Annotated in this window: 21 protein-coding genes; 2 read left to right on the top strand and 19 right to left on the bottom strand. The window is 67.2% G+C overall.

Translation table 11 applies throughout. The annotated features are described in order from the left end of the window. Positions 1–33: 33 nt before the first annotated feature. The 3 genes from VGI12_15975 to VGI12_15965 form a co-directional block, all read right to left on the bottom strand. Positions 34–1,659, bottom strand: coding sequence for a hypothetical protein (locus VGI12_15975; protein ID HEY2434174.1), 1,626 nt, complete (start codon positions 1,657–1,659; stop codon positions 34–36). A 370-nt stretch (positions 1,660–2,029) separates the two neighbouring features. Further along, entirely contained in the window at positions 2,030–2,929 is a 900-nt protein-coding gene (locus VGI12_15970) for an energy transducer TonB (GenBank protein HEY2434173.1), read from the bottom strand. A 10-nt stretch (positions 2,930–2,939) separates the two neighbouring features. Then, positions 2,940–4,226, bottom strand: a complete 1,287-nt coding sequence (locus VGI12_15965) for a PEGA domain-containing protein (GenBank protein HEY2434172.1) — start codon at positions 4,224–4,226, stop codon at positions 2,940–2,942. A 396-nt stretch (positions 4,227–4,622) separates the two neighbouring features. Between VGI12_15965 and VGI12_15960 the strand changes: the two genes are divergently transcribed. Next, complete coding sequence (locus VGI12_15960) at positions 4,623–5,303, top strand: PEP-CTERM sorting domain-containing protein (GenBank protein ID HEY2434171.1); 681 nt, start codon at positions 4,623–4,625, stop codon at positions 5,301–5,303. A gap of 1 nt (position 5,304) precedes the next feature. Here VGI12_15960 and VGI12_15955 read toward each other — a convergent pair whose 3' ends face one another. The 12 genes from VGI12_15955 to VGI12_15900 form a co-directional block, all read right to left on the bottom strand. Continuing rightward, positions 5,305–5,835: a lysophospholipid acyltransferase family protein gene (locus VGI12_15955; GenBank protein HEY2434170.1), complete on the bottom strand. Its 531-nt coding sequence runs from the start codon at positions 5,833–5,835 to the stop codon at positions 5,305–5,307. Between the two features lie 200 nt (positions 5,836–6,035). Next, complete coding sequence (locus tag VGI12_15950) at positions 6,036–7,748, bottom strand: electron transfer flavoprotein-ubiquinone oxidoreductase (protein HEY2434169.1); 1,713 nt, start codon at positions 7,746–7,748, stop codon at positions 6,036–6,038. A 412-nt stretch (positions 7,749–8,160) separates the two neighbouring features. Beyond that, positions 8,161–9,093: an electron transfer flavoprotein subunit alpha/FixB family protein gene (locus VGI12_15945; protein ID HEY2434168.1), complete on the bottom strand. Its 933-nt coding sequence runs from the start codon at positions 9,091–9,093 to the stop codon at positions 8,161–8,163. After that, positions 9,090–9,851: an electron transfer flavoprotein subunit beta/FixA family protein gene (locus VGI12_15940; protein ID HEY2434167.1), complete on the bottom strand. Its 762-nt coding sequence runs from the start codon at positions 9,849–9,851 to the stop codon at positions 9,090–9,092. Before VGI12_15940 ends, VGI12_15945 begins: the two co-directional genes overlap by 4 nt. A gap of 96 nt (positions 9,852–9,947) precedes the next feature. After that, positions 9,948–11,174: a beta-ketoacyl-ACP synthase II gene (fabF, locus tag VGI12_15935; protein ID HEY2434166.1), complete on the bottom strand. Its 1,227-nt coding sequence runs from the start codon at positions 11,172–11,174 to the stop codon at positions 9,948–9,950. A gap of 101 nt (positions 11,175–11,275) precedes the next feature. Beyond that, a complete protein-coding gene (gene acpP / locus VGI12_15930) occupies positions 11,276–11,518 on the bottom strand; it encodes an acyl carrier protein (GenBank protein ID HEY2434165.1) in 243 nt (80 codons plus the stop codon). Between the two features lie 52 nt (positions 11,519–11,570). Beyond that, positions 11,571–12,311, bottom strand: a complete 741-nt coding sequence (gene fabG, locus VGI12_15925; protein ID HEY2434164.1) for a 3-oxoacyl-[acyl-carrier-protein] reductase — start codon at positions 12,309–12,311, stop codon at positions 11,571–11,573. Further along, positions 12,308–13,228: an ACP S-malonyltransferase gene (gene fabD / locus VGI12_15920; protein HEY2434163.1), complete on the bottom strand. Its 921-nt coding sequence runs from the start codon at positions 13,226–13,228 to the stop codon at positions 12,308–12,310. Before fabD ends, fabG begins: the two co-directional genes overlap by 4 nt. After that, positions 13,225–14,265 carry a phosphate acyltransferase PlsX gene (gene plsX, locus VGI12_15915; protein HEY2434162.1) on the bottom strand — a complete coding sequence of 347 codons (1,041 nt, stop codon included), beginning with the start codon at positions 14,263–14,265 and terminating at the stop codon, positions 13,225–13,227. Before plsX ends, fabD begins: the two co-directional genes overlap by 4 nt. 135 nt (positions 14,266–14,400) lie before the next feature. Continuing rightward, positions 14,401–14,580 (bottom strand): 50S ribosomal protein L32, encoded by a 180-nt coding sequence (gene rpmF / locus VGI12_15910; protein ID HEY2434161.1) that lies wholly within the window; start codon positions 14,578–14,580, stop codon positions 14,401–14,403. A 7-nt stretch (positions 14,581–14,587) separates the two neighbouring features. After that, positions 14,588–15,133: a DUF177 domain-containing protein gene (locus VGI12_15905; protein HEY2434160.1), complete on the bottom strand. Its 546-nt coding sequence runs from the start codon at positions 15,131–15,133 to the stop codon at positions 14,588–14,590. 180 nt (positions 15,134–15,313) lie between these two features. After that, positions 15,314–15,532: a hypothetical protein gene (locus tag VGI12_15900; protein HEY2434159.1), complete on the bottom strand. Its 219-nt coding sequence runs from the start codon at positions 15,530–15,532 to the stop codon at positions 15,314–15,316. Between the two features lie 196 nt (positions 15,533–15,728). Between VGI12_15900 and VGI12_15895 the strand changes: the two genes are divergently transcribed. Beyond that, positions 15,729–15,929, top strand: a complete 201-nt coding sequence (locus tag VGI12_15895; protein HEY2434158.1) for a hypothetical protein — start codon at positions 15,729–15,731, stop codon at positions 15,927–15,929. A 25-nt stretch (positions 15,930–15,954) separates the two neighbouring features. Here the strand turns inward: VGI12_15895 and VGI12_15890 are convergent, their stop codons facing one another. The 4 genes from VGI12_15890 to VGI12_15875 form a co-directional block, all read right to left on the bottom strand. Next, positions 15,955–17,007: a deoxyguanosinetriphosphate triphosphohydrolase gene (locus tag VGI12_15890; protein ID HEY2434157.1), complete on the bottom strand. Its 1,053-nt coding sequence runs from the start codon at positions 17,005–17,007 to the stop codon at positions 15,955–15,957. 36 nt (positions 17,008–17,043) lie between these two features. Beyond that, the gene (locus VGI12_15885) at positions 17,044–18,219 is read right to left on the bottom strand and encodes a phosphopentomutase (protein HEY2434156.1); all 1,176 of its coding nucleotides are present in this window, start codon (positions 18,217–18,219) and stop codon (positions 17,044–17,046) included. Continuing rightward, positions 18,216–19,151 (bottom strand): tRNA (adenosine(37)-N6)-dimethylallyltransferase MiaA, encoded by a 936-nt coding sequence (gene miaA, locus VGI12_15880; GenBank protein HEY2434155.1) that lies wholly within the window; start codon positions 19,149–19,151, stop codon positions 18,216–18,218. The genes VGI12_15885 and miaA overlap by 4 nt, the downstream gene beginning before the upstream one ends. An 89-nt stretch (positions 19,152–19,240) precedes the next feature. Continuing rightward, the gene (locus VGI12_15875) at positions 19,241–20,194 is read right to left on the bottom strand and encodes a TonB family protein (GenBank protein HEY2434154.1); all 954 of its coding nucleotides are present in this window, start codon (positions 20,192–20,194) and stop codon (positions 19,241–19,243) included. Positions 20,195–20,246: the final 52 nt, after the last annotated feature.

Below are 20,246 nucleotides of genomic sequence, written 5' to 3'. Positions count from 1 at the left end.
GAGTCCACACGCGCGCCCGCCGCACGCGTGGCCTTACACCGCGACCGGCTCCGCATCGCGGACGGCGCGGGACACCAGCGCCTCCGCAGTGCGGCACTCCGGCGAAAACACCGCATGTCCGACCGTCAAACCCGCCAGATCGGCGCGCGTCGCGCTCTCGGCCAGCCGGCGCCGCAGCCGCTCGACGACCCGCGTCGAGCCGGTGGCGTCGGTGTGCGTCAGCAGCGCGATGACGCGGTAACCTTCGACCCGCCCGAGCACATCCGAGCCGCGCAACTCCAGGCGCAACGCGTCCTGCACGCGCTGCGGCGTGTCGCCGCGCATGCCCTGCCGCGGCAGGTCCACCAGCACCAGCGAAAAGCGCAGGTCGAAGCGCCGTGCACGTTCGAGCTCTTCGTCGATCCGCTTGAGAAACGCCGAGGAAGCGGCCTCGCAGCCGGGGGCGTCGCCCGCCGCTTCGGTGTGCGAGGCCTCGGCGCCGCGCATCCAGCTCTGGAGCACTTCGACGCCCACCCGCGTCAGCATCGCCGCGTCGGAGGTGAACGGCTGGTCGGCGGCCGGACGAAGCTCCAGCGTGCCGGTGATGCCGTCGGCCAGCGGCCACACGCACACGACCTGATCCGCGGAGAACAACCATTCCCGGCTGCTGGCGGCGATCCCCTCGACGGGCATCGACCCAATCGTGACGAGCCGGCGCAGCCGGCCGCGCCGGTTGACCGTCAGCGCGCCAGCGGCCGCATGCGTCAGCGCGGCGATCTCGCGCACCGCAGCGGTCAGCGCGGCGTCGGATGAAGAGCCGGGCGCCTGCATCACCTCGCCCAGCCGCGCCCTGGCGCGGTCGCGGCGCAAGGCGCGCAGCGACTCGAGGTGCGCGCCGGCGATGCAGCCGACGGCCGGCAGATGACCGATTTCATCTTCGGGCGCCGAACCGATGAGGGCCAGCACCCAATCCGAGGTCTCGCCGCTGCCAAGCGGCAGGAGCATCAAGTCCGCTCCCGTCGGCAGCGTCCACGGCGTGGGAGACGACACGCGCCGCAGCTCGGGCGCCGACGGCACCCACAACGAACTGAGGCGGCGCGTCGCATCGTCCACCGCCGCACCCGGCAGCGAGGCGAACAACACAAAATCGCCGAGCAGGTCGCGCTGATAAATGCGGGCGTCGACATCGAACCACACGGCCGCGGCCTGCACGATGGCGTGCGCCAGTTCCGTCTCGGATCCGGTTTCGACGATGTGGCGCAGAAACCGGAGCATGGCGACGAGCCGCCGCGACCGTGCCCGTTCCTGATCCAGCGATTCGGCGGCGGTGGAGCTCGATTCCCAGACGCTCTTGACCAGTTCGACCCAGAACTCAAGGAAGGGGCGCCGCTGCGCACGTTCACCGACCAAACCGACCAGCGCCAGACTGCGCTGCCCTGCGCCGAGCCGCATGGGAACCGCCTCGAACTCCGACCCCGACATCCTGACGCGGATGGGAGCGCCGGTCCCGAAGGCCCCCAGCAAAGCGTCCCGGAGCCTGCTGTCCTCCGCGACCTCGGCGAGCACATCGCCGTCGGTGGCCGGATAGATCGGGTTCAGGGCGGAGTCCAGAACGTAGACCTCTAGCCCGAGCCTCGTCCGGGCCCGCTCGAACACGTGTGTGAGCACTTTGGGCAACATCGCAGTCTTGGAAACATCAGCCATTGTGCAAAGGCATCGCCACGGCTTTCGGAGCCCTTAGTCTCCCTCGCAAGTGCCTTTTCTAGCTATATTTACGCGATCGTCAACTGACTGAGAAGGCTTCCGCCGGACGGCGCTGGCGCAGGCGTAACGTGGTTGGGAAGACTAAAGTCGCCTATACGCCAAACTTTTGTCGGCGACTGAACTGCTCAGAATGGGCCAGTCAGGAGTTCGTAGGCGAATATGGCGATTGACCGAAAGAACTTCTTCATGGTCCGAAGATTAAAACGCCGCCCGCCCACCCGTTCGCTGGAACGGGCGGAACGGGCTGCCGGCGGGTCTGTCAGCGGAGGTTCGTCAACAACCAGGCTCAACGCGGTTTCAGCACGATTTCGACGACGCGTTCGGAGGCGACGGGTGCGCCATTGCTCAAGGCGGGCTTGTAGCGCCACTGCTTGCTCGCCACCACCAGCTGTGCGTCGTACATCGGGGTCGTCGGCGCCAGCATCTCCGACGACACGACCCGTCCGTCGGCGTCGATCCGGAGGATGATGCGCCCGCGGAATTCGAGACGTGCATACGCCTCGGGCGGCACCCAGCGCGGCATCACCTCCGTGATCGGAATCGGCATGGTGACCTTCTGCACGGATGCCGGAAGCGACGCGGGGGACGTCGACGCAGGGGACGTCGATGCAGGAGCCGGCGCCGCCGGCGATGACGGCTTCTCGCCAGCCGGCGCGGCGACAGGGGCCGGCATCGCCCGGCTCAATTCGAGAAAGCCCGACGCCAGCAGGCGAAGCTCACCGACCACGGCGTCGTCCTTCAGATCGGGGTCGTCGGCGACCGCCACGATCTCGGCGAAGCCGTGGATGGCGACGTCGCGATCCTTGCGGTCGAGCGCGCTCTTCGCATTCACGTACATCGACTTCAGCAGCTCCGGCGCGATCCGCCGGCGCACCTTGGCGAACAGGTCCAGCACGCGGGGCGACGCGTCGGGATCGGCCTGGAAGCGCGGATTGGCGATGATGACCGTCTCGGCGGCCTTCTCCGCCTCGGGGGCACGTCCCAGCGCAATCAGGGAAAATACCCGGTACTGCCCGAGTTCGGGAGGCGGCGGCGCCGTGTCGACGGACAGCGCCGACAGGACGTCCTCGTAAGCCGCATTGGAGTAGAGGTCGCGGATATGGCCCAGCGGTTCCGGCTCCTGCGCGCGGGCCGGGAGCGTCCCGATGAGCACCAAGAGTGCTGTCGTCGAAATTGCGTGCCGCATGAATACCCCGTTACTTTCGGAAGTCGACCCCGAGCCTGGCCGGCTGCTGCGTGGTGATGTTGACGAACTCCCGGCGTTCACCGAGCGTCGGATGACGGAAGATGACTTCGTGGCGGCCGATCGGCCGCGACAGATTTCCGATGGGGGTCTGCCCCACGCGCTCGCCGTCCACGTAGACATCGGCCCAGGGAACGGCATTGAGGCTCACCGTCCCGTTGGGCAGGTCGATCTTCAACGCGGCGGTCTTGCCGGCGGCGATCTTGACCGTTCGCTGCGCGCGAAAGCCAAAGGTCTCGTTCGCGAGCTCCACGGTGTGATCGCCCGAGGACATCATGAGCTTCTCGACGTCGGTCGATCCGACCAGCCGGCCGCCCTCCCGAACCTGGAGCGCGATCGGGGCCGCGACGCTGAGCCATCCCGCGGTGACGACTGGCCCTTCATTCGACGGCGACGCTGCGGCGGTCAGAATCACCGAGGTGGTCTGGCCGGCCGTGACATGCACGCTGCGCTTGATCGCCCCGTGTTCGGCGCGGATCGCGATCTCATGGTCGCCCGCGGCGACGTCTTCGAGCGCGAGCGGAGACGCGCCGCGCTCGACGCCATCCACCAGGATCGCCTGATGCGCCGGTTCGGTCTGCACGCGCAGGGACCCGTTGACGGGCGCAGCCGGCACCGGCGCCGGCGCCATTTCGTAGTGCTGCACCACCGAGGTGCCAGAGGCAACGGTCAGCGCGAAAGCGCGGGCGCTGGCGCCCGTACCCAGCTTGACGTCGTAGGATCCAGGCGCCAGTGAAACGGTCACGGGGGTGCGGCCGACGTTACGCCCGGCCACGGACACGTCGATGCCCGCCGGAGCGGTTTCGAACGTGATCGAACCGGGAGAGGCCGGCCACGCGACGGGGTGCTTTTTCAGGTAGTAGCCGCCGACGCCCGCTGCAGCCACCAGACCGAAGGCCGCGACCGACAGCCAGATGCCGCGCCCCGACCGGGGACGCGGAGCAGGCGGCGCTGGCTTCTGGGAGACGGGGAACGCCGCCACCGGCGAGGCAACGGCGTTTCCGGCCTCCGGCGAGAAAGCATCGAGCCCGACGGTGTCAGCCGCCTGCGGAACAGGGCGGCGCTTCGACGAGGGCCATAACCGGGCGATTTTAAGGACGGCCACTGGTTTCTTTCTCCTGTCCCGAAAACGTACCCGAGTTGCCGGGACCAAACCGACGGCTGGCGCAGACGTTTGTGAGGCGCGCGCCCCACTAACAAGCTGCTCTGCGCGTGGATGGGCCTGCGCCACAAATCCCATGCCCGTCTCCCTGTTCCTCGCCTGGGTTGCGCGGAAGTCTGACGACCCGGCTCTAGGCGAACGCCGTACCACTCTAAAAATGTAATAAACCCTGATTTTCGCGACATTATGGGGTTCAACGCCTTGATTAGTTCATCTCAGGGAAGACTTTTGTTTGCGATCTGCGGGCCTTCATTCGCAGTGCTGAAACCTGCAGGAGAGGGCCGCGAGATCCTGGGGGATCCGATAGTTCGCCGTGGAGGCGACTTTCTTCAGCGGCCGATGGCACTTGCGGACCAAGATTCACGACGAACGACGAATGTAAGTCATTGTATTTACTAGCCTTACATGGCTGAAATAGTTTTGTCACAACTTGGCAGCACCTGTGCCTCTGCGCTCCCCTGAAAGGAGGCAGTGTTGCGCAGGACCGTTCTATTGACGCTCGGAGTATTACTTCTCGCGCGACTGGCTGACGCCTCGCCGATTCAGATCGATTTCGTTGGACTGGGCAAGGCGCAGGTCGTCACTCTGGCCGGTGTTCGCAATGTCACGGCCTATGCGGGAGAGTTGGATTGGGCATGGTTGGGAGGTACGCCGAACGGATACGGCAGCAGCTTCTACTCGTACTGCGTGGACGTTCTCAACAACGAACAGGACCCACAGTCGGTGGCCGTACGCAGCACCGATGACATCCTGGCACCGGCGGTGTTGAGCAAGGCCGCGTGGTTGTTCGACAGTTTCGCGGTCGACATCCACAACACCGGCACCAGTGCCATGGCGGCTGGCCTGCAGCTTGCGATCTGGGAGGTGCTCTACGATACGAACTACGACTTGTCGAGCGGAGCCTTCTGGGTGTCGATGGCGTCGGACGATGCCCTCAAATACGGCACGTCCTATCTGCAGGCGTTGAGCAGTGCCGGCAGCGGATATATGTCCGCGACGACAACCTGGCTCGACGCGAACCCGGGAGCCGGACAGGACCAGATCACTCTGGCGCCCGTTCCGGAGCCGGCGACGCTGGCACTCCTGGCGACTGGCCTGGTCGGCCTTGCCGCACGGAGAAAGCGGTTCCTTACCCCAGGGTCGAGCAGCCTCTAGATTAGGCGCTGCGTTGGTTCGCGCGCGAGCCGAGTATATCGGCCGCGCGCGATTCAATTTCTCCGAGCCGCCGCTCGAGCGCTCGCGTCCCCGCCGCCACCGCCGACTCCGACGAGTCCGGCACCACGATCGGCTCTCCCACCACCAGTGCCACGCGGCTGAACGGCTGCGGCACCTGCGTCCGATCCCAGCTCTTCATCGTCCAGGCACGCGACGCTTCGACGTGGAACGGCAGTACCGGATGGCCGGTCGCCCCCGCGAGCCAGATCGCACCCGGCTGCGCGACCCGCGCAGGACCGCGCGGCCCGTCGAGCGCGAACCCCACCGTCCGCCCGGCCTCGAGGTCGCGCTTCAATTGCACGAGCGCCCGCGCGCCGCCGCGCGAACTCGACCCGCGCGCCGCGCCATAGCCGAAGCGCTGGATGACGCCGGTAATCCACTCGCCGTCGAAGTTCTCGCTCGTCATGACGACGATGCCGCGATCGCGGAAGTAGAGCGTGGCCGCGAGGACGCGGCCGTGCCAGAACGCCAGGATCGGCGGACGGCCGGACCTGACGATCTCTTCGTAACGATGGAAGCCGTCGACGCGCCACCGGTACGTCGCGCCCAGCAGACGGATGAGCGGCGCGGCGGCCGCGGCAATGAGACGGGCCTTGCGGATCCGCGGCGCGGCGAGACGTGTCTTCTCGATGGTCGCCAGATTACCCGATCAGCCGATGACCCGATCCCGCTCTACATCCCCTCGTACTGCGGCCCGCCGCCGCCTTCCGGAGGCACCCAGTCGATGATCTGGTAGGGATCCATGATGTCGCACGTCTTGCAGTGCACGCAGTTCGAGGCGTTGATCTGCAGCTTCTTCGTGCCGTCGCCGGCGTCGACCATCTCGTAGACGTTGGCCGGGCAGAAGCGGATGCATGGGTTGCCGTACTCCTCGCGGCAGCGGGTCGCGCAGATGCTGGCATCGTGCACGATCAGGTGCGACGGCTGATCTTCGGGATGGCGCGTGCCTGAATAGTGGACGCCGGTCAGCCGATCGAAGGTCAATTCGCGGTCGATCTTGACGGGATTGACGATGGATTCGGGGTCGGGACGGGCATCCTTGTAGTAGGCGGCGAGTCTGGCGATCCGCGTCCACCCGCCGTGCGCCGGCAGCGGATCCTTGAACCAGCCGCCGCCGGTGACGATCGACAGTCCGGTGAACGCGGCGCCGGCGAGGGTGCCGTAGCCGAACGCCTGGTGAACGTTCCGGACCGGGTACAGCTCCTTGCGCACCGCGCTCGCCTGTATGCGGTCGTCGTAGGCTTTCAGCGCCGCCTCCGACGTCTCCCCTGTGCGCACGGCCTCGAAGGCAGTCTCGGCCGCGAGCATCCCCGTTCGCATCGCCAGATGGATGCCCTTGAGCCGCGCCGAATTCATGAACCCCGCGGCGTCGCCGGCGATGAGGGCGCCCGACGCGTAGGTCTTGGGGATCGTGTACCAGCCGCCCTCGGGCAGCGCCTTGGCGCCGTAGCGCACGAGCGTACCCCCTTCGAGCACCGAGGCGATCACAGGATGCCGCTTCAGATGCTGGAACGCGACGTGGGGGTCGAACATCGGATCCTTGTAGTCGAGACCCGCGACGAGCCCCACCGCGACGAAGTTGTCGGGCAGGCCGTACATGAAGCCGCCGCCGAATTCCTCCATCTTGAGCGGGTAGCCCATCGTGTGCACGACGCGCCCCGGCTCGCTGCGGCCGGGCGGCACTTCCCACAGCTCCTTGATGCCGATCGCATACACCGACGGGCTCTTGCCGTCATCCAGCCCGAGCCGGCGCACCAGCGCCTTCGTCAGGTTGCCGCGGACGCCGTCGCAGAAGATCGTGACCTTCGCGCGGATGTCGACGCCGGGTTCGAACGTCGACTTCTTCTGCCCGTGCTTGTCGATACCCCGATCGCCGGTGCGCACGCCGACAACACGGGCCGCCTGCCCTGAGCCTGTCGAAGGGGCCTGCCCTGAGCCTGTCGAAGGGTCGTACAGCACTTCGGTCGCCGGAAAACCGGTGAAGATGTCGATGCCCTCGGCCTCGACGAGGCCCGCGAGCCATTTCACGAACCGGTTGAGCGAAATGAGGTAGTTGCCGTGGTTCCTGAAGAACGGCGGCGTGATCGGCAGACGGATTTTCGACGTGCGCGTCAGGAAGTAGATGTCGTCGCGATGGACCGCGGTCGCGAGAGGCGCGCCTTTCTCTTTGAAGTCGGGAATCAGATCTTTCAGCGTCGAGGGATCGAGCACCGCGCCCGAGAGCATGTGGGCGCCCGCTTCGCGCGCCTTTTCCAGGACCGCGATGGCCAGCGGCTCGCCTCCCCGTTCGCGCTGCAGCTGGGCGATCCGGAGCGCCGCCGACATCCCGGCAGGACCGCCGCCGACGATGAGAACATCGAGTTCGAGAGTCTCGCGTCCGCTCACGCCGCGCTCGCCGGTCGAACGGTGCTAAAGGGGCAAAAGGGGCCAAGGGGGCTAAGGGTGCGGGTGCGAGGGGTGCGGAGGCGAGGGATGCTGACGGTGCCAAAGGTGCTAAAGGCGCCAAGGGGGCTAAGGGTGCGGGTGCTAGGGGTGCGACGGGTGCTGGTGCTAGGGGTGCTCAGCGTGCCGAGGGTGCTAGGGGTGCGATGGGTGCTACGAGTGCGCCGAATGCGGCCGCTGGTCTTGCCGACGGCGGCCACGACCGCATCCGAGCCGCGGCGCGTCGTGCGCATCGTTCGCATCGCCTGCGCTCGTGGCAGCAGCACCTTTAGCACCAGCACCCTTAGCACCCTAGCACCTTTAGCACCAGCACCCTTAGCCCCCTTAGCACCTTTGGCCCCTTTTGCACCCCGGCTTACTTAAGCGCAGCGATCAGCGCCGGCACTATCTCGAACAGGTCCCCGACGATGCCGTAGTCCGCCACCTCGAAGATCGGCGCCTCGGGATCCTTATTGATGGCGACGATCGTCCGCGAGCCCTTCATGCCGACGAGATGCTGGATGGCGCCGGAGATGCCGAGCGCCACGTACAGCTTGGGCGCGACCGTCTGTCCAGAGCTGCCGATCTGGCGGTCCATCGGCAGCCAACCGGCATCGCAAATCGGCCGCGACGCGGCGAGCTCGGCGCCCATCGCCTCGGCCAGCTTGCGGGCAAGCTCGATGTGCTCCTGCCCCTTGATGCCGCGGCCGACCGCGACGATCCGCTCGGCCTGCGAGAGATCGACCGCCTGCTTGGCCTCTTTGAACGGGGCCTCCGGTTTCTGCCGGATCTTCGATGCGTCGATGGCGATCGAGGCCTTGCGTATGCCGGCGCTGCCCGCCTTCATCGCGTCGGCGCGGAAGGCGCCGATCTGGAACGTCGCCAGGTGCGGACGGTCGACGGCGATGTCGGCCTGCAGCTTCCCCTGAAACATCGGTCGAACGTAGCCGCCATCTTTCAGCGCCGTGCAATCAGTGACGAGCGGCCACGTCAGCCGGGCCGCCAGCGCCGGCGCGAAGTCGCGCGTCTGGTAGGTGTGCGGCAGGAACACGCGCTGCGGCGGCTCGGCCCGCACCAGCTGCTCCAGCGCGAGCACGAAACCGTCGGCTGTGTAGGCCTGCAGCGACGGATCGTCGACGGCGATCACTTCGTCGATCGCCGCACGGGCGAGCTCCTGCGCGACGGCGTCGACCCCGGATCCCAGCACCGCGACTTTGACCGGCTCACTCGCCGACTGAGCCGCCGCGATGGACTCGAGCGTCGCGCGATTGAGCGTGCCGTCGCGCTGTTCGGCGATCACCAGAATCACAGCGCCCTCGCTTCCTCGCGCAGGCGCGTGACGAGCGCCTTGGCGGCCTCGGCCGGCGGCCCGGCGAGCACCTGCGTCTGTTTGGCCTTCTCGGGGAAATACAGACTGGTGACACGCTGGCCGCCGGAGGCGACGGCCGGCGCGGCCACCTTCTTGATCTCCTTCTTCTTGGCGGCCATGATCCCCTTCAGCGTGGCGTAGCGGAGCTGGTTGATGCCGCTCTGGATCGTCACCAGCGCCGGCAGCGGCAGTCGGACCCACTGGAACCAGCCGCCTTCGAGCTCACGCTTGACGCGGAGCCCGCTGGCCTCGACCTGCACTTCCATGATGATGGTGGCGTGCGGGATGCCGAGGGTTTCGGCGAGCACGACGCCGACCTGTCCGAACCCCTGATCGTCGGACTGCAGTCCGGTGAGCACGAGATCGACCTGCTCCGCGCGAATCGCCTCAGCGAGCGCCGCGGCAATCGTGCCGGCGTCGGCGGTGCCGAGCGCGTCCGATTCGACGTGCAACGCGCGATCGGCGCCGCGGGCCAGCGCCTCCCGGATCACCTGCGTGGCGCGGGCCGGGCCGGCGCAGCAGACAATGACCTCGCCGCCGTGTTTTTCCTTGAGACGGAGCGCTTCTTCCAACGCGTAGGCGTCCGGCTCGTTGAGCTCGAAGCTGGCGTCCTGGTCGCGGATCCAGGTTTTCTGATCGTTGACGCGGAGCTGCCACTCGCGCGTGACCACTTGCTTGATACAAACGGCAATTTTCATGATTGGCGCTCGCGCCTTCGGCGCATCGCTTAAGCTCGCTCCATTACGCGGCCGCTTCGCCGGCCGCTCCATTCCGCTCGCGCGTGGCGCTCATGTTCAGCCCTCGAATCTTTTCATCAGCAACGTGCCGTTGGTGCCGCCGAAGCCGAAGGAGTTCGACAGCGCATAGCGGATGGCCATCGGACGGGCGGTGTGCGGCACGTAGTCGAGATCGCAGGCTTCGTCGGGGTGGTCGAGGTTGATGGTCGGCGGCGCGATCTGGTGCTTCACGGCCAGCGCGGTGATGCCGGCCTCGAGACCGCCGGCGGCGCCGAGCAGGTGACCGGTCATCGACTTGGTCGACGACATCGCCAGCCGCCGCGCGTGCTCGCCGAAGAGCATCTTGACGCCCCGCGTCTCGGTCGGATCGTTAATCGGGGTTGACGTCCCATGTGCGTTGACGTAATCCACCGCCGACGGCTCGATGCCCGCCTTCCGCAACGCCATCCGCATCGAGCGGACGGCGCCGTGCGCGTCTTCGGGCTGGCCGGTGAGGTGGTAGGCGTCGGAGCTGAGACCGTAGCCGACCAGCTCGGCGTAGATCGAGGCGCCACGCCGCTCGGCGGACTCGAGCGTCTCGAGCACGCAGATGCCGGATCCCTCCCCCATGACGAAGCCGTCGCGATCGGTGTCGAACGGCCGGCTGGCGCGCGCCGGATCGTCGTTGCGCGTCGACAGCGCCCGCATCGCCGCGAAGCCCCCGACGCCCAGCGGGGTGATCGCCGCCTCGGAGCCGCCGGCGATCATGATGTCGGCGTCGCCGCGGCGGATGATCTCGAACGACTCGCCGATGGCGTGCGCCGACGCCGTGCAGGCGGTGCAGGTCGCCAGATTCGGGCCGCGCGCCCCGAAGCGGATCGACACCTGGCCGGCGGCGAGGTTGATGATGGACGCAGGAATGAAGAACGGGGAGATGCGGCGCGGGCCGCCTTTCATCAGCTCGATGTGCTCGCGCTCGATGGTCTGGAAGCCGCCGATCCCCGAGGCGATGAAGACGCCGACTCCGTCGGCGATCTCCGGCGTCACCTGCAACCGCGCGTCGTCGACGGCAAACTGCGACGCGGCGAGCGCGAACTGGATGAAGACGTCCATCTTCTTGACGTCTTTCTTGTCGATGAACTGCAGGGGATCGAAGCCCTTCACCTCGCCGGCGATGCGCGCCGAGTACTGCGAGGCGTCGAACCGCGTAATCGGTCCGATGCCGCTCCGACCTGCCAGCAGGGCGTCCCAGTTTGCCTGCGTCCCGATGGCGAGCGGGGACACCAGCCCTACGCCCGTCACCATTACTCGCCTGCTCAATCAGCCTCCGACTATCGGGTCGGGGACCCGACGGCACGCCGGTTCTGAAGACCCGGCCTACTTCACGCCGGGTCTGGAGACCCGGTCTACTTCTTTCCCTTGGCGTGCGACTCGATGTACTCGATGGCCTCCTTGACGCGCGTGATCTTCTCGGCGTCCTCGTCCGGAATCTCGATCCCGAACTCCTCCTCGAACGCCATCACGAGTTCGACGGTGTCGAGCGAGTCGGCGCCCAGGTCGTCGACGAATGAAGCATCCGGGGTCACTTCCTCTTCGTCGACCCCGAGCTGCTCGACGATGATGCTCTTCACCTTGTCTGCTACGGCCATCAATGCCTCCACCTAAAGCCTAACGCGAAAACGCCGGGTGCACGGACCCGGCTTACATGTACATGCCGCCGTTGACGGCAAGCACCTGCCCAGTAATATACGCTGCCTCGTCGGACGCCAGGAAACAGACCGCCGCGGCGACATCGGCGGGCGTGCCCAGCCGCTTCAACGGAATCCGTTCCGTCCAGTCGATGTGCGCCTTCTCGGCGATCCCGCGCGTCATGTCGGTCTCGATCAGGCCTGGCGCGACCACGTTCACGGTGACGTTGCGCGAGGCCACTTCCTGCGCCACCGCCTTGGCGAACCCGATCAGCCCCGCCTTTGACGCCGCGTAGTTCGCCTGGCCGGCGTTGCCGCTCTGCCCGACCACCGAGCTGATGCAGACAATGCGGCCGGCACGCTGGCGGATCATCGGCTTGAGCACGGCCTGGGTCGCCGCGAACGCCCCGGTCAGATTCGTCGCGATCACCGCGTCCCAGTCATCACGCTTCAGCCGCAGCATCAACTGATCGCGGGTGATGCCGGCGTTGTTGACCAGGATGTCGATGCGGCCGTGCCGCTCGAGCACGCCCGCGACCATGGCGTCGATGGCCGCGGCGTCGCCGACGTCGGCGGTGACGGTTTCGGCGCGGCCCCCCGCCGCGGTGATCTCGGTCACCGTCGCCGCGGCGTTGTCGCCGCGCGCGGCCGCCGCCACCAGCGCGCCCTGCTGCGCGAGCCGCGCCGCGATGGCGCGGCCAATCCCGCGCGAGGCGCCGGTCACGATCGCGACCTTGCCGTCGAGCCGCATCATAGCTGCAAGGCCGCCTGCAAGCCGGCCTCGTCTTCCACGCTCGCCACTCTGATGGTGCGATCGATCTTCTTGATCAGACCCGCCAGAACCGTGCCGGGCCCGAGCTCGACGCAGGCCGTCACGCCTTCGGCGACCAGGCGCTTGACCACGTCTTCCCAGCGCACCGGCAAGGACACCTGGCGAATGAGCGCATCGATCGCGGCGGCGGCCGTTCCCTTGAGCTCGGCGTCGACGTTGGCTACCACCGGCACCGCCGGGTCGTGGGCGGCCAGCGCGCGGAGCTCCGGCGCAAGCCGTTCTTCGGCGGGCTTCATGAGGGCGCAATGAAAGGGCGCGCTGACCGCGAGCGGAATCGCCCGCTTGGCGCCAAGCGCCTTGGCGCGCTCGCTCGCCCGCGCCACCGCTGCGGCGTGACCGGCGATCACGATCTGGCCCGGAGCATTGAGATTGGCCGGCGCGACGACGTCACCCTGCGCCGCCTCGACGCAGGCGCGAGCGACCGTTTCCGCGTCGAGTCCCAGAATCGCGGCCATCGCGCCCGCTCCGACCGGCACCGCTTCCTGCATGTATCGCCCGCGGCGCCGCACCGTGCGCAGCGCATCCGCGAAGGATAGCGTACCCGCCGCGACGTGTGCCGAGTACTCCCCCAGGCTGTGGCCGGCCGCGAACGCCGGCGTCAGTCCGCGCGAAACGGCCAGCCGCGCAACGGCCGTACTCATCGCCAGGATCGCCGGCTGCGTGTACTCGGTGAGCATCAGGCGATCGTCAGGGCCCTCGAAGCACAGCGTGCTCAGCGGCTCGCCAAGCGCCGCGTCGGCTTCCGCGAACGTGTCGCGGCAGATGGGAAACGCCTCGGCCAGCGATCGCCCCATGCCCACTTTCTGGGCGCCCTGTCCGGGAAACACGAAGGCAATCATGCGGGATGCGAGGCGCGAGGCGAGAGGTGTGAGGTGCCGAGGCGCGACAGATCCCTCGACAGGCGCCCGCTCAGGTCTTCGTGCACCGCACGCACCGCCATCGTCACGGCGTTGGCGACGGCCTTGGCCGACGAGCGACCGTGGCCGACGATGCACAGGCCGTTGAGGCCGACGAGCGGCGCGCCGCCGTATTCGGAATAGTCGACCCGGCGCCGGAAACGGCGAAACGCCTGCCTCGACAGCACGTAGCCGACACGACCGCCGAAGGTCGCGGCAAGCTCGTCATGGAGGAGGCTCTCGACCGTCTCGACCAGTCCTTCGCTCAGCTTCAAGGTCACATTCCCGGTGAAACCATCACAGACGATCACGTCGGCGCCGCCTGCGTAGACGTGTCGCCCTTCGATGTTGCCGATGAAATTGATCGGCGCGTCTTTCAACAGCCGATGCGCCTCGCGCGTGAGATCGGTTCCCTTGCTCTCCTCCTCGCCGATCGACAGCAGTCCGACGCGCGGCGCGGGGAGCCCGAGCGCGACGCGCGCGTAGGCCGCTCCCATTACCGCGAACTGCACGAGGTGCGAGGCGCGGCAGCCGACCGTCGCGCCCGCGTCGAGCAGCACCGCCGGCGTCCGCCGTGTCGGAATGATCGTCGCGAGCGCGGGACGCTCGACACCAGGCAGCAGGCCGAGCGCACCGTGCGCCGCCATAACGGTCGCCCCGGTGGGACCAGCGCTGAAGAGGGCATCGGCACGCCCGTCCCGCACGGCTTCGGCCGCCACCTTGACCGACGCACGCGGTTTGCGCCGCAGCGCCTGCGCCGGCGGTTCGCTCACCTCGACCCGCTCGGGCGTGTCGACGACAATGATGTCGAGACGCCGGAAAAGACTGGCGACCGGGTGGCGCGCCAGCTCGGCTTCGATCGCGGCAGCGTCGCCGGCCAGCAGCAGTCCGACCTGAAGGTGACGGGCAGCGACCAATGCGCCGTCGACGATGACCGACGGGCCGGCATCGCCGCCCATGGCGTCGATCGCAATGCGCATCTCACTCCGAGGGGCTGCGCCCCTCGGACTCCCCTACAGCGTCGCTCGCTCGCCGCGCCGCCGCTCGCGCCGCGCCGCTGGCTCGCTCGCTGGGCTCACTCGCATGCCCCTGAAAGGCCGGCCGCCGGCTGCTCACTACTCTTCGACGGCCTTGACCTGGCGCCCGGCGTAAAAGCCGCAGTTCGCGCAGACCTGGTGCGGGAGCTTGGCTTCGTGACACTGCGGACACTCGCTGCGTCCGATGGGCTTCAGCGAGTCGTGGGTGCGGCGCTTCGCGGTACGGGTCTTCGAGTGCCGCCGTTTCGGATTCGGCATGACGTCGTCAACTCTCCTTCTGTCGGTCCAGAATACCCTGCAGCGCGCCCAGACGTGGATCCTTCCACTCGGGCGGGCAGCCGCAGGCTCCTTTGCTCAGGTTCGTGCCGCACGTGGGACACAGCCCCTGGCACGCCTCCGAACACAATGGCTTCATCGGCAGCGCGAGCACGAACTGCTCGTGCATCAGTTCGCCGAGATCGAGCGTCTCGTCCCTGTAGTACGCCGTCGTCAGATCGTCCTCCGCGACTTCGGCTTCCTCGCTCTCGGCGCGTGCCGACTCCGGAACGTAGCGCAGCTCGAAGGCGCTGTCGACCGGAGTCTCGAACCCCTCGAGACAGCGCCCGCACTCGAGCTGCAGCCGTGTCCGGACATGACCAGTGACGCGGTAGGCCGCGCCGTCCTTGCGGACGTCCATCACCAGGTGAACGGGCGCAACGACCGCATAATCCTCGTCGCGCGTCTCAGGCGTCTGAAAGTACGACGCGTCGAACGTGCGTTCGAGGTGATCTTCTCCGCTATTGCGCGAAAGCTGCCTGAGGTCGAATTGCATCGTCACGGGGTGTCCCTCCGTGCGGGTGGGAACCCGTCATTATACCTCGAGATACTTCGATTTTGCGCGGGGGACGAAGGACGAAAGGAGAGGAAACGAGGGAAGCAGCGAGGTGGCGCCGCGCGCCTGGTGAGTTTGAGGTAACTGGAGCCTGCGGATGCGGCAGTGTCGGGTTTGGCTTCAGCGCCGGAGAGAAGCGTCGGTTGGAATTACCTTCCCGCGCGTGTCTGTTGGTCTTGGCAGTGCAGAGTCGGCACCCGGATCGGTCTGCGCGCGCAGCTGACGCAACTCGTCCGCGAGCCGCTCGGCGAGCTCGCCGAAAGAGTGCGCGGCGAATCGGAGAAACTCGTTCTCCTCCCGCAACGCGGCCAGGCGTTGACGATAATTCTCGGTGTCCATTCGGAGAGCCTCTGAAGCCATTCAGGATATACGTCGAGTCACCTCTGCGCTAGAGCCAAATTTGTGATCGGACGATCAAGATTGTAATGGTGGGAAGATCGGCCACAAATTGTGCATTTTCCGGCAAGAGCCCAAACTTGCAGATGCGAGGGTCACCTACGGTACCGTTTGTGAAAGCGTCCCGCGGGGAGCTGCGATGACCCGAGACGAGCAGGAATGCCGACAACAGCTCGCGGAACTGAAAGAAGAGAATAGCCAGTTGCGTCAGTCAGCTGAGCAGTTTGGGCTGCTGGCTGAGCGGCTCAACCGGCAGCTCGGCGAGGAGCGCCGTCGCGGCGCCGAACGCCGTGCAACGGCTCGAGGAACGCTCGACCGGCGGCAGCCGAGAAACGAATGATCTCGAACGGATTCGGTTGAGGGTGTCAGCGCGGCAGCTCGACCCAGGGCTTCGGAATGAAGAGTTGTTCGAAGAGGTTGACCGCGTAGCGATCGGTCATCCCCGCGACGAAGTCCCGGGTGGCAGCGTCGAGCCCTTCCTGCTCGATGGTGCGGCGGTCGAGGAACTGCCCCGATCGCTCGCGCACCTTTTCCCATAGCCCGCCCAGAATACCGGCGGCCTTCTTGAACTCGGCGGTTGCGATCTCGTTCTCGTAGACCGCGTCGAACAGAAAGCTGCGCAGCCCGATGGTGGCCTCGAGCACTTCGTCGCTCATGCGCACTTCGCCCAGTCCTCCTTCGAGCGTCCGCATGACGACGTCGGTGACCATCGTCCCGATGCGCTGCGATGACGTCGCACCCAGGACCTGCGTCCACTCGCGCGGCAGATCGTCGTCGCGCAGCAGACCGGCGCGCACGGCGTCGTCGATGTCGTGATTGACGTAGGCGATGATGTCGGCGACGCGGGCGATCTGCCCTTCGATGGTCGAGGCGCGATGCTCCGGATCGGCGCCGACCGGGACGCCGTGCTTCCCCTTCGAATGCCTGGCGATGCCGTCGCGCACTTCCCAGGTGAGATTGAGGCCCTGGCCGTCGTGCTCGAGGACGTCGACGATGCGCAGGCTCTGTTCGTAGTGCTCGAATCCGCCTGGCACCAGCGACTGCAGCACGCGTTCCCCGGCATGGCCGAACGGCGTGTGCCCGAGGTCGTGGCCGAGCGCGATCGCCTCCGTCAGCTCTTCGTTCAGCTGCAGCACCTTGGCGATGCTGCGAGCGATCTGTGACACCTCAAGGGTATGCGTCAGCCGGGTGCGATAGTGATCGCCTTCGGGGGCAAAGAAGACCTGCGTCTTGTGTTTGAGACGGCGGAAGGCTTTGCAGTGGATGATGCGGTCGCGATCCCGCTGAAAGGCCGGACGGATGGGATCCTCCGGCTCCGGGCGCATCCGCCCTCTCGTCTGGTCGCTCTTCGCCGCTGATGCGGCGAGGATCTCGTGCTCACGCTTCTCGAGCTGCTGGCGGATCCGCGGTTCGGGCATTCGTCTTGAAGTTAATCACAAAGGGCGGATCGTGCGCTATCGCAGCACGTCCGCCAGGAACGATGTGCCGTGGCCAAGCGGGCCGACGCCGAAGATCTCGGCGACGGTCTGGCCAAGGTCGGCGAACGTCGCGCGCGTTCCGACATCCGTCCCCGGCCTGATCATCTTCCCGACCAGAAACAGCGGCACGTACTCGCGCGCATGATCGGTGCTCGGCGTCGTCGGATCGTTGCCGTGATCTGCCGTGACGATCAGCAGATCCGAGTCGCGGAGGGACGGGATCAGGCGTCCCAGGCGGATGTCGAAGCGCTCCAGGTTCGCCGCGTAGCCGGCCGGATCGTTGCGATGACCGTACTGCGTATCGAAGTCGACGAGGTTCGTGAAGACGAGGCCCGGTCCTGCCGAGGCGATCGCCTTCTCGATCGCGTCGACACCCTCGTCGTCGCTCGTCGTGTGCACGGAGGTCGTGATGCCACCGCCCGCAAAGAGATCGCTGATCTTGCCGATCGCCAGCACCGCCCTGCCGGCCGCGGTCATCGCGTCGAGCAGCGTCGGCGTCGAAGGGGGCAGAGCGTAGTCGTGGCGGTTGGCCGTGCGCGTGAACGATCCGGGGGCGCCGACGAACGGCCGCGCGATGACGCGCGCGACGTTCAGCCCCTTGCCGACGAGCTCGTAGGCGATCTCGCAGATGCGATACAGCTCGCGCACCGGAATGACCTCCTCGTGCGCCGCGATCTGGAAGACGCTGTCGGCGGAGGTGTAGACGATCGGACGACCGCTGCGCATGTGCTCCGGACCGAGCTCGTCGATGATGACGGTCCCGGACGCCGCATAGTTGCCAATCGTGCTGCGCCCGATGCGTCGCTCGAACTCGGAGATTACGTCTGCCGGGAAGCCGTGCGGAAACGTCGGGAACGCGCGTTCGAGCACGACGCCGGCCATCTCCCAGTGGCCCGTGACCGAATCCTTGCCGGCCGACTTCTCGGCCATCCGCCCGTAGGCGCCGAGCGGCTCCGCGACGTCCGCCATGCCGGAGACCGTGGCGATCCGCGGCAGCCCGAGCGAGCGCAGGTGCGGCAGCTGCAGCGGTACGATGCGCGAGATGTTGCCGAGGGTGTCGCTGCCCTCGTCCCCATAGGCGCGCGCGTCGGGCAGTTCGCCGATGCCGACGCTGTCCAGGACGGTGAGGAAGACACGCTCGGGAAGGATCATGGAAGAAGGCGAAGGTCACGAAGGAACATGGTGACGGCGTCCTGCGTCTCGGGACGCTCGCCGGGCGCCTGCACCCAGTGGAGGTTAGGCTCTTTGCGGAACCAGATCAACTGACGGCGCGAGTATTTCCGGTTCTCGAGCATGATCAGCTCGCGCGTGGCGGTCTCGTCGCGCACGCCGCGCAGGTGCTCCAGCGCCTGGCGGTAGACGAGGCCGCCGAACGGCAGCGCGGTCTCGGGCACGCCGCGCGACAGCAGGCTCCGTATTTCGGCCAGCAGCCCGCGCGCGAACTGGGAGTGCACGCGTCGCGCGACGCGGTCGGCGGTCTCGTCAGGCGGGATCTGCAGCGCGATGGCCGTCACGTCGTACTCGGGCAGCGGCATCACGGTCTCGGCGAAATGGACCGTCAGCGGCCGGCCGGTCAACAGCCACACCTCGAGCGCGCGGACCACGCGCTTGACGTCGGCCGGCGCGATACGCGCCGCCGACGGAGGATCGACGCGCGCCAGCCAGCGATGGAGCGCGGTCGCGCCGCGTCCTTCCGCAACCCGCTCGAGTCGCCGCCGCAGCGCTTCGTCGCGCGAGGGCCCCGCGAAGAGCCCGCGCGTCAGCGCGCGGTAATAGAAGCCCGTGCCGCCGACCACGATCGGCAGGCGCCCGCGTGCCGTCACAGCCCGGATCGCCGCCGCCGCCTCGCGCGCGAAGCGCGCCGCGGAGTATTCCTCCGTGGGATCGACGACGTCGATCAGGTGGTGCGCGATGCCGCGCCGCTCGTCGGGCGCCAGCTTGTCGGTGCCGATGTCGAAGCCGCGGTACACCGCGGTTGAATCGCAGCTGACGATCTCGCCGCCGGCCCGCTCGGCGATGGCGAGCGCAAGGGCGCTCTTGCCGGTCGCCGTCGGACCGACGATGGCGAGAAGCGGAGGTCTCACGACTCGGGGCTAGAGGACGCGAGCGAGCGCGAACAACGCAAGGACGGTCAGCGCGAGAAACAGACCGACCTGCTGGCTGCGGCTGACCACTACTCCACCCCGCCGTTCGGCGGGACCTCGTTGTAGTAGAAGATGACGGTCATCACCATGCTCTCGTCGGGGTATTCCTGCGGGAGCGGCACGGTCGGGTTGGACGCCTTGATCGCATTGAACGCCGCCTTGGTGAACGCGTCGACACTCGAGGGCTGCAGCACGATCAGCTCGCTGACCGACCCGTCCTTGTGAATCGTGAACCGCAGGACGGTGTGGCCGTGCAGCGCCATCGCCGCGTAGGGAATCAGCCAGTTGCGATAGACCTGCGCCTTGAAGCGGCGCAGCCAGGAGCCGAAGTCGACCCCCTTGCTGTCGAACTGGAATGACGGGCCGAAGTCGGAGTTCCCCTGCACGTTCTGCAGCGTCTCGCCCTGCGTGTAGCGATTCACGTTGCGGATCGCATCGCTCAACGGCCCGGGCGACCGGTTTTCCATCATCGGATTCTTCGACGGCTCGTTGCGGGCGATCGTCGACTGCGCCGTCGTCGGGAGCGCGAGCGCATTCGGGTTCGAGGCCGGCGGCGCGGTGGGCTGCGGCGCCGGCTGCTCGGGCTGCGGCCTGGACGCGTCGGCGATCGTCCGATCGGGCGTGTTGCCGCGCGACATCGGGATGTCGGTCTTCGGAACGGGCGCCTTCTCTGGCGCCTGCGCCTTGTGGCTTTCGTCGGAGAGGAACTTCGGCCTGTCGGGCAGCCGCTGGACTTCGACCTTGGGCTTCGCGAACACGAACTGCATCGGTTCGCGCATCGCCTCGATCTTCTCGCGTTGGTCGTCGAGCCGCTTCAGCCGCGCGGCTTCCGCCGCCTTCACGAACGGCAGGCGTGGATACACGATGATTCCGATGACCAACAGCAAATACGCGATGATGGTCAGCAGGAGCTGTTCGAGACGAGTGAGCGGGCGATCGAGGATCGGGGTATCCGGCCGCCGATCCTCCAAGTCGAAATACATCTGTGAATTAGAAGAATTATGCCACGGATGACAAGGATTTTCCCATGCCAGC

The sequence above is a fragment of the Vicinamibacterales bacterium genome, assembly GCA_036496585.1.
GTDB lineage: Bacteria > Acidobacteriota > Vicinamibacteria > Vicinamibacterales > 2-12-FULL-66-21 > JAICSD01.
This window is presented reverse-complemented; position numbering and strand designations above follow the sequence as displayed.